The organism is Photobacterium sp. R1 (genome assembly GCF_054600795.1).
Map to the genome: position 1 here is coordinate 1 of NZ_BAAHZP010000740.1, position 254 is coordinate 254.

Consider the following 254-nt stretch of genomic DNA (forward strand, 5'->3'; position numbering starts at 1 on the left):
TACCGCTCGCTGAGTCAGTTTTTCCGTGTAACGGTCTCCGGCCTGTGGTTCTGGTGCGTCTCCCGGTTGGGTCTGAGTGGTGTACAAAACCCGGTATTGTCCAGACCAATCCCTATGCATCAGGCGCACTTTTGAGCGGCGGTCGTCGATTGCCGGCGCGTCTTCAATTGGCTGCAAGATGTCATGGTTGAAAAAGCTTTCCGTACTATCCAACGTGACACGCCGGGCCAGATAATCCCGTTGTGCTTCGATGC

General features: G+C 55.1%; 1 pseudogene. It reads right to left on the minus strand.

The window, feature by feature from the left end:
- Positions 1-254: pseudogene (locus ACYP03_RS27030) on the minus strand (hypothetical protein); the annotation flags it as partial.